This is a genomic window from Psychrobacter sp. (assembly GCF_035469765.1).
Lineage (GTDB): Bacteria > Pseudomonadota > Gammaproteobacteria > Pseudomonadales > Moraxellaceae > Psychrobacter.
The window spans coordinates 1-6625 of the sequence record NZ_DATIRM010000250.1 but is presented as its reverse complement, the minus strand read 5'-3'; the positions used below and the strand labels follow the sequence as shown (position 1 = coordinate 6625).

5 protein-coding genes are annotated in these 6625 nt (G+C 43.6%); all 5 read right to left on the bottom strand.

Annotated elements, in window-relative coordinates; translation table 11 throughout:
• Positions 1-2013, bottom strand: a 2013-nt coding sequence (locus tag VLN09_RS07150; protein WP_325245054.1) for an AAA family ATPase, incomplete at its 3' end; no start/stop codon positions are given.
• 72 nt (positions 2014-2085) lie between these two features.
• Positions 2086-3627 (bottom strand): exonuclease SbcCD subunit D C-terminal domain-containing protein, encoded by a 1542-nt coding sequence (locus VLN09_RS07145; protein WP_325245052.1) that lies wholly within the window; start codon positions 3625-3627, stop codon positions 2086-2088.
• Between the two features lie 136 nt (positions 3628-3763).
• Positions 3764-5353: a siroheme synthase CysG gene (gene cysG / locus VLN09_RS07140; RefSeq protein WP_325245050.1), complete on the bottom strand. Its 1590-nt coding sequence runs from the start codon at positions 5351-5353 to the stop codon at positions 3764-3766.
• A gap of 223 nt (positions 5354-5576) precedes the next feature.
• Positions 5577-6215 (bottom strand): phosphoadenosine phosphosulfate reductase family protein, encoded by a 639-nt coding sequence (locus tag VLN09_RS07135; RefSeq protein WP_325245048.1) that lies wholly within the window; start codon positions 6213-6215, stop codon positions 5577-5579.
• Positions 6216-6311: 96 nt separating this feature from the next.
• A partial coding sequence (locus VLN09_RS07130; protein WP_325245046.1) for a DUF934 domain-containing protein occupies positions 6312-6625 on the bottom strand: 314 nt, incomplete at its 5' end.

Below are 6625 nucleotides of genomic sequence, written 5' to 3'. Positions count from 1 at the left end.
CTGCTGCTGTTGGTGGTTAATGGCTTCGTTCTTAGTAGCATGGTCGATCTGATATTTAGATAATGATTGCTCTAGACTCTGAATGAGTATCTCAAGCTCAGATATTTGCTGCTGGGTTTGTTGCGTCAGCGATAACGATTGCTTATTGTCAATCTGACCATTTAATAGCGGATGATGTTGACCATAAGGGTGCTCATGCGCGCCGCACAGTGGGCAGGGCTTGCCGTCTTTGAGCTCTACAATGTAATCTTCAAGCCTTGTGACTTTTTGCAGTAGATGAAGATGCGTTTGCTTGTCTTGTTTTTTAAGTTTAGTACTCTGAATATCGGCGCGATGAGTGGCAATTAAGTCATCTAAGACCGTCAGCTCTTGATTTAATATCGGTAGGGCGAGATTGATTCTATGAATTTGACTGATTCGCTCAGACCGCTGTGTAATCTTAAATCTCACTTGCTCAATTTTTGCGATGATTTGATCGATTTGTTCTTGCTCACTGCGCATAATAGCAAGAGGCTGGTTCTGAGTGATTGCTGCTTGCTGCTGTTGTAGATTTAGCAGTTGCTCGCGCCGCTGCGCCACCAATGAAAGATCAATGCCTTGCTGTTTAGACAATATCTCAAAATCAGCTTGTAGCTGGCACGCATGACTATGTTGGCTAATCCTATCTGCTGAAAACTCATCGTTATCTTCTAGTAGCGCCCTTAATCGTTGACAGCTACTATCAAAGGTTGTCATATCGGTATCAAGGTCACTCAGCTCTGGATAGCTGCTAAAGTACTTGTCGATATTATTTAGCTGAGTTTTGGTACTATCAGCGGTTTGCTGATGGTTTTGTATTGCTTGGCGCAATATCTGTACATTGCCTACCGATAAGTCCTTACGCTGGTTGTATTCCACTAAGGATTGAGACTGCTGTCTTATATTATGATCTAATTCGCGCACCTGTGCGATGATGGGTAAGTTTGTTTGCAGGTTGTCTACGGCTTGCTTTTCTAGCGTATTGGCATCGTCTAAATGGCGAGCAGCTTCTGCTAATGCTTCTTGTTGAGTAGGAATCTGACTCAGCAAACTCTGTTGTTCAACATCTCGCTTCTGGACCGTATCACGACTGTAGCTAAGCGCACGAAACTGGCTATCAATCTCTAATGCCTTGTTGGCAATATCTAGACGCTTGGCTTCTGGAATAAAGCCTTGCTGCACTTGCTGGGCAGTTGCAAACTCGCTCTGATAAATAGACAGGTTGCTCTGTAGCTGTTGTACGTTATTTAGCCATTGCAGCTGCTCACTTAAGGTATTAAAGGTTTGTCGCTGTGTGCTTTGCTGCTGATTTAACGCTTTTAGCTCGGCTGCCAATAGATTTTCGTCTTCAATACTTAGCAAAGATAAGCCATCAACACCTGCCTGCAACTTGCTGAGCACCTCTTCTTCAAAGCGTTTTTTCTCATGAACGTTGAGTGAGATTTTGGCATAAATAGCTGTGCCGGTTATCTTCTCTAGAATCGCCGCTCTATCACCAATATCAGATTTTAAAAATGCAGCAAAACTGCCTTGTGCCAGCATGATGGAGCGGGTAAATTGGCTAAAATCCATGCCAATAAGCGCTTGAATATAAGCAGAGGTTTTGGATTTTTTCTCTTCTAAAATCTTGCCAGATTTGACCTCGCTAATCTCGTGCTTAATTGGTAATAAGTTGCCTTTAGCTTTTTTGTGGGCACGATGTTGATACCATGAACACTGATATCGCTTGGCGTCAATCTCAATGATGACTTCTGCGGAGCATTCTCCGGTACCTTGGGTCATGATCTCATTGGTAGAGCCTGTAATATCACCAAGTCTTGGCGTTTGACTGTAAAGAGCCAAACAGATAGCATCCAAAATGGTGGTTTTGCCAGCGCCCGTTTGTCCTGTAATGGCAAAGATACCTTCGTTAAGAAAAGCGGGGTCACTAAAATCAATGTGCCATTCGCCTTTTAAGGAGTTGAGGTTTTTAAGTCTTAGTTCAATTAGGCGCATGGCATGGTCTTATTTTTATAGATAGTAGTGATCATTTACTGTTAGTTGTATCAGGTTTATGAGTTGTGGATATTATTCAGCTTGAGTATCTGCATGATGTAGGTCATAAACGATCTGACCATAAGCCTCTCGCAAGGTCAATCTTTGCTCGTCAGGGATGTTATGAGTGGCTAAACAACGCTCAAATACTTCTTGCTCATTTAAATCCTGTAGCGTCTCAGAGATTTGTTGTTGATGAAGTACTTTATTATAGTTGCGTGGATTTTTAGTGATTAACACTTCAACCGTTAACTCTTTTGTTATTTCATCAATTTTCTCACGCAAATCATTTACGATAGTATCGCCGGTATAAGTTACCTCTAACCAGACCGATTCTAAATGAACGAGTTCTTTAATGGTACTCTCAATAGTTTCCAAATCACCCGATACTTGTGCCAATTTTTGGAACTTTGGAATAGGGAGTGAGGTAACTTGCATCTGACGAGCGGTATCATGATGCAGTAGCGTGGCGGTTAAAGTAGAATGAGTGCTTGGAAGAATCTTTGTTTGTTTATAGATTTCTTCAATACTCATTTCACTATGCTGATCGCTTTCTATAGACTCCACATCAGCAAACAGGTCATCCATAAAGCTTGCCGCCTGATGCACTGCTTTTTTAGTGCTCTTTTCTACTGTCTTGTCGATGTTGATAATGGCATTGGTCAGCTGAGGAGAAACGCTCTCAGACATATTTTCCGGTGTTAGATTCTCATTCTTTAGCACTGACCCAAACTCTATGAGCAATACTTGTTTTTGCTGGCGCGCCTCACCAAAGCCCATCGCAATGGGTGAGCCTGAATAGCGGATGGTTTCACGCCCACCGACACGCTGCGGTACATGTAAATGCCCAAGCGCCACATAATCAAAGCAGTCATCGAACATATCGGCAGAGACCTTACCAAGCGAGCCAACATACAGCTCACGCACACCATCATCCTCGGTAGTACTGCCGCCGGCAGCAAACAGATGCCCTGTGGCAATGATAGGGATATGCCGTTTGTGTGCTTTAGCTAATTCAGCTTGTTTGGTTTTGGCAATATCTGCGACTTCATCATAGTGCGCACAGATACCAGCGATAACATTGGCGTCTTTGCTTTGAGCTGACTCGCCAGCCTGACTGCCACGTACATCACGATCACGCAGATAAGGCACAGCCGCGATAATACAATGTGGTGTACCGTCTACATCATCTAACACCATCACTTCATCGTTTAAGTCTTCACAAGCGGTACCAACGACATGGACGTTTAAAAATTTAAGTACGTTACTTGGGGCATCCAAAAATGTCGGTGAATCATGATTGCCAGCGACGATGACGACATGTTGACAGCTTGACTTTGAAACCTTGCCTAGAAACTCATAATACAGCGCTTGGGCTTTATTACTTGGGGTCATAGTATCAAAGATATCACCAGCGACAATAAGTACATCCACTTGCTGCGCACTAATGGTGTCTTGTAGCCAGCTTAAAAAGGCGGCAAATTCATCGTAGCGCAGACGTCCATAAAGTCGTCGTCCCAAATGCCAGTCAGAGGTGTGCAGGATAGTAAGAGGGGTAACAGCGGATACAGACATAATGAGGCTTAATGGTGAATAAAAGACAGCCATTATTCTAGCAAGGATTGGAGAATTTTGCTCTGTTGCAATCAGAAAAAAGCCCTACCACTAAATTGGCAGGGCTTTAAATTAAAAAGGTTTTTTAGGGAGCTTTCTAACCAATCACCAACTGCTCAAGATTGCTATCTTCTGTTGCAAAATTAGCAATCATAGATAGCGCATGCGCTTGTTGGTGAGTATTCAATTTTGGTGTTGTAGCAGTACCGCCGCGTAACCAGTTATTGTCAGTTTCTGAGGTATTTTGATTATGCTGCTGATTGTGTAAATTGTACCAAGCCAAATCATGATGTAAGCTGACAACATCACCCATGATGAGCAGAGCAGGTGTTGGTAGCTGGTTCTTTTCTTGTAATTCAACGATGCTGGCAAGCGTACCCGTCAATACTTGTTGATTGGACATACTTGCGTTAGAGACGATGGCAATCGGGGTCTCCGCACTACGGCCAGCGTCAATCAAGCCTTCCGTCAAGCGCGGTAGAGAGTGCAGTCCCATATAAAATACGACTGTTTCATCAGTATCCAAGAAGTTTTTAAAATTACTATTAGGCGCGCCAGCCTTTAAGAACCCTGTCACAAAACGTACCGATTGTGAATGGTCACGATGGGTAAGCGGAATACCGGCATAGCTAGCAGCAGCATTGGCAGCGGTAATACCCGGTATCACTTGATAAGGGATATTGTGCGCCCGCAGACTTTCAATCTCTTCACCGCCGCGCCCAAAGATAAACGGGTCACCGCCTTTTAGACGTACCACACGCCGACCTTCTTTCGCGCTATTGACCAGTAGCTCATTGATGCCCAATTGTGCAACGGCATGATTGCTGCGTTTTTTACCGACGAATACTTTATCAGCATCACGGCGGCACAAATCCAATACTTGCGGTGATACCAACGCATCATAATAGACGATATCTGCTTGCTGCATCAGACGCAGCGCTTTAAAGGTTAAGAGTTCTGGGTCACCAGGACCGGCACCAACGATGTAGACTTCGCCCATCGTATTTTGGGCTTTTGTTAATTCATCTGTGGCGTCTTTTGTAGTGATACTTGCCGCTGTGTTATCCAAATCAGCTTGCAGCTGGGCGATAGCTTCATTTTCATTACCCGCAAACATCAATTGACTGACTTTACCTTCAAATGCCCGCTCCCAAAACTGCCTACGCCCAGTCAATGTCGGTATTTTGGCTTTAACGTCACCTCGAAACTCGCCAGCAAGCTTGGCCAGTTTGCCATAACCTTGAGGAATCAAGGTTTCAAGGCGTGCGCGTAGTAAACGTGCCAGCACTGGTGCTTTACCATTTGATGAGATGCCAATCACAATAGGATTACGATCGACAATCGCAGGGAAGATAAAATCGCACAAATGCGGTGTATCGACGACATTTACAGGGATGTTTAATGCAGTTGCATCGGCGTGGATTTGATGGTTGAGCGTCTCCTCATCAGTCGCCGCAATAATAACGCGCGAGTCTGTCATATAGGTTCTATTATAGTTTTCATAAATCAGCTCGTGCTTGCTATCACTTAGCAAGGCTTGTATCTCGTGGCTAATGCTTGGCGCAAGGATAGTGATACATGCGCCAGCACGGCTGAGCAAATCAGCTTTGCGTAATGCCACATCGCCGCCGCCAACAATCAGTACTTTACGGTCTTCTAATTTAAAAAATAGGGGAAAGGTATTCATAGTATGACCAGTCATTCAATTGAATATATAGCACTATTATGAGTTATCAGCTGCGCAGGCTCACGTAATGTATTGGCATTAGCATAGTCGTTTTTGTCATGATGACGGTGGTTTTTGCGATGAAAGGGAATAGGGGAAAGTGAAAGGATGGTTATCTGACATAAAAAATCCCTCTCACCAACGATAAGAGGGATATTAACTTTCTGTGGGTATTAAATATTATCTATAACTGAGTGTGTAAACCACATTCGCGATGCTCTTCTACCTTAGTCGGATCGAAGTAATCAAATTCATTAGGTAGGTTATGTTCTTCAAGATAAACATCTAAATCGCTATCTGTCTTATCAAATAATGGTGCAACCTTTAATACGCCATCTTTTGATAGGCTAAGCACATCAAGACCTTGACGGAATTCCGTTTGATCTTTGCGAATAGCATTGAACCAAACGTCAGGCTTTAGCTCGTCTAAGGCACGGCGGAAAGGCTCAAGCTTGACTTGATCAGTGAACTCATCATGTAGTGGGTTATCAATACCAGGGATACCTTCCATCGTCACGTCACGATGGGCAGCGGTTTGCTTAGGAATATAGGTGATAACGTTTAAGTTTAAATCACGGATGACTTTATTAGCAAATTGATAAGTCGCATCCGTGTTATAACCTGAGTCTACCCACAAAACAGTGATATCAGGACGCTGCTTAGCGACCAAATGCAAAATCGCTGACTCGTAAGGGCGGAAGTTAGTGGTGATGATTGGGTTTTTCGCTTGGCTTAATGCCCATTCAACGATTTGTTCTGGCGATTTACCTTGCAAGTCTTGGTTGGCTTGGTCGATATTTAGATTTGGGTGTAATTGGCTCATGATGCGTTCCTTAGTGTTAATGGATAATAACGTAACTAAACTGAAAACAGCTGAATTGAAAAATGGTTAGTAATAATTTTCATAACAAGTAAAAAATTAAGCGCCTGCAAACATCGGTAATGCGCTAGCATCGCGACCGTCATAGCTACTGGCAAGAGCGTTAAATGCTTGACTGATATCAGAAATAGACTGCATATCGTGCTCGTTTATCACAAAACTGTCAGCGCCTGCGCGCAACAGATAAGCAATTTGATCGCGACCAAACTTGCCCGCCATGCGAATCTCACCTTCATAGCCCATGTGACGCAGCGTTTGAGCAAAGCTAAATCCACGGCCATCGGTAAAGGCAGGTACATGAATCACAATCAGTTCTTGCTGCAATAGGAACTCTGGTATTCGAGTCAATATTT